Source organism: Streptomyces nanhaiensis, assembly GCF_046614825.1.
Lineage (GTDB): Bacteria > Actinomycetota > Actinomycetes > Streptomycetales > Streptomycetaceae > Streptomyces > Streptomyces radiopugnans.
On sequence record NZ_JBKJFM010000296.1, the window covers coordinates 1 to 2,954 of the forward strand.

At 76.3% G+C, this 2,954-nt stretch carries 1 protein-coding gene; it reads left to right on the forward strand.

Annotated elements, in window-relative coordinates; translation table 11 throughout:
• Positions 1-2,954: alpha-N-acetylglucosaminidase (locus ACLIYP_RS30005; RefSeq protein WP_412716230.1), on the forward strand; the 2,954-nt coding region annotated here is incomplete at both ends.

Below are 2,954 nucleotides of genomic sequence, written 5' to 3' on the forward strand. Positions count from 1 at the left end.
GGGAGAGTGACCGCGACGCCGCGCTGCGCCGGCTGCTGCCGGACCACGCCGCGCAGTTCCGGCTGGCCGCGTCGGCGGCGTCCGGCGGCACCGAGCGGTTCCGGGTCGCGGGCGCGGCCGGCCGGGTGGAGGTGTCCGGCACCAGCCCGGCCGTACTGCTCACCGGCGTCCACTGGTACCTCAAGGAGGTCTGCTCCGCGCACATCTCCTGGGCCGGGCGCAACCTCGGTCTGCCCGCCACCCTGCCCGCGCCCGAGCGCCCCCTGGAGCGCTCCACCACGCTGCCCAACCGCTTCGCGCTCAACGACACCAACGACGGCTACACCCACCCCTACGCCGACTGGCCCTACTGGGAGCGGCTGATCGACGTGCTCGCCCTGCACGGCTGCAACCAGGTGATGGTCATCGCCGGGCAGGAGGCCGTCTACCACCGGCTGCTGCGGGACTTCGGCTACTCCGACGCCGAGGCCCGCCGCTGGCTGCCCGCCCCCTCCCACCAGCCCTGGTGGCACCTGCAGAACCTCAGCGGCTACGGCGGCCCGATGAGCCCGGAGCTGATCGGGCGGCGCGTGGAGCTGGGGCGGCGCATCACCGCCCGGCTGCGGGAACTGGGCATGCACCCGGTGCTGCCCGGCTACTACGGCTCGGTGCCCAGGGACTTCGCCGGGCGCGTCCCCGGCGCACGCACCGTCCCGCAGGGCACCTGGCACGGCTTCGCCCGGCCCGACTGGCTCGACCCGCGCACCCCCGTCTTCGCCGACGTCGCCGCCTCCTTCTACCGGCACCAGCGGGAGCTGTTCGGCAGGGCGTCGCACTTCAAGATGGACCTGCTGCACGAGGGCGGGAGCGCCGGGGACGTGCCGGTGGCCGAGGCCGCGCGGGGGGTGGAGAGGGCGCTGCGCAGAGCCCATCCGGAGGCGGTGTGGGTGATCCTGGGCTGGCAGGGCAACCCGCGGCGCGAGCTGGTGGACGCCGTGGACAAGAGCCGGATGCTCATCGTCGACGGCATCTCCGAGCGCACCGAGACCGTCCACGACCGCGAGGCCGACTGGAACGGCACCCCCTACTGCTTCGGCGCGATCCCCAACTTCGGCGGCCGCACGACGCTGGGTGCGAAGACCCATGTGTGGAACGAGCGCTTCCACGCCTGGCGCGACAAGCCCGGCAGCGCCCTGGCGGGCACCGCGTACCTGCCGGAGGCCGCCGACCGCGACCCGGCCGCCTTCGACTTCTTCTCCGAACTGGCCTGGCGCACCGGCCCGGTGGACCTGCCCGGCTGGTTCGCCCGGTACGCCGGGTACCGCTACGGCGGCGCCGACCCGCGGGCGCGGGACGCCTGGCGGGCGCTGCACGACACCGCCTACCGGCACCAAGCGAAGCTCTACGGCTTCGCCCACGACAGCCTCTTCGCCGCCCGCCCCGATCTCGCCGCCACCCGGGCCGGGCAGTACGGGCCCACCGAGCTGACCTACGACCCGGCGCGCTTCGACGCCGCCCTGGACGGGCTGCTGGAGACCGCCCCCGCCCTGCGCGGCGGCGACGCCTACCGCCACGACCTAGTGGACGTCGCCCGGCAGGCCCTGGCCAACCGCAGCCGGGTGCTGCTGCCCCAGCTGCGCGCCGCCTACGAGGGCGGCGACCTGGGGGCCTTCCGGGAACTGTCGGCGCTGTGGCTGCGGTTGATGACGCTCACCGACGAACTGGCCGGAACGCACCGGATGTTCCTGCTGGGTCCGTGGACGGACGCCGCCCGCCGCATGGCGGCCTCCCCCGAGGAGGCGGCGGAGCTGGAGCGCACCGCCCGGGTCCTGCTGACGGTGTGGGGCGAGCGGGCCACCGCCGACGCCGGAAAGCTGCGCGACTACGCCAACCGCGACTGGCAGGGGCTGACGGGCGACTTCCACCTGCCGCGCTGGCGGCTGCTGCTGGACGAGCTGGACGCCGCACTGGCCTCGGGCCGGCGGCCCGCGCCGATCGACTGGTACGCGGTGGAGGAGCCCTGGACGCGCGAGCGCCGGGAGTATCCGCTGCGGCCGTCGGGCGATCCGTACGCCACCGCGCTGCGCGTGCGCGACAGCCTCGCCCGCGCGCCCTACCAGGGGCGGCTGGAGGCCGCGCTGGAGCCGGCGGCGCTGGAGCCTGGCGGTCGCGGGATGCTGACCGCCTCCTTCACCAACACCAACGGGCTGCGGGCCGCGGGCCCGGTCGAGTTCGCCCTGTCCACCGGCTCCACCGGCCTGCAGGCGGTGCCGCTGGACCCCACCACCGCGGACCGCGTGCCGCCCGGCGGCCGGACCCGGGTCCGCTGGCGGGTGACCGCCCCCGGCCGGCCGCTGACCGCACCGCTGCGGGAGCTGTCGTACGGCCTGACGGCGCGGTACGGGCCCGAGGGCGGCGGGCGGCGGGTCCGCGCGGAGCTGGGCGGCTCGCTGTTCCTGGCCGGGCCGCTGCCGGCGGGACTGCGCACGGTCTCCACCAACGGGGCGGTCTTCGGCCGGATGGGCGAGCGGTACGCCGTGCACGGCGGCGGCGCGGACCTGTGGCGGGGCACCGCGGAGTTCGGCGCCGTGTACCGGCCGGGCGGGCTGGGCGAGCGCGGCTCGGTGACGGTGCGGGTCGACTCGCAGGCCGAGACCGGGCCGTGGGCGAGGGCGGGGATCCTCGTCCGCAACGACCTGGCGCGGGCCGGATCGCCGGGCTTCGTCAACCTGTCGGTGACCCCGGCCAACGGGGTGGTGCTGTCGTACGACTCCAGTGGCGACGGCACGCTGGACTCCTACCGCCGGGTCACCGGGGTGAAGGCCCCGGTGCTGCTGCGGCTGCGGCGCGCGGGCGCCGAGTACACCGGCGAGCTGTCCACCGACGGCGGCGCGAGCTGGCGGGCGGTGGCGACGGTGCGGGTGCCGGGTGCGGCCGGGCGGCAGGACGCCGGGCCGGGCATGACGGCGGCGGGC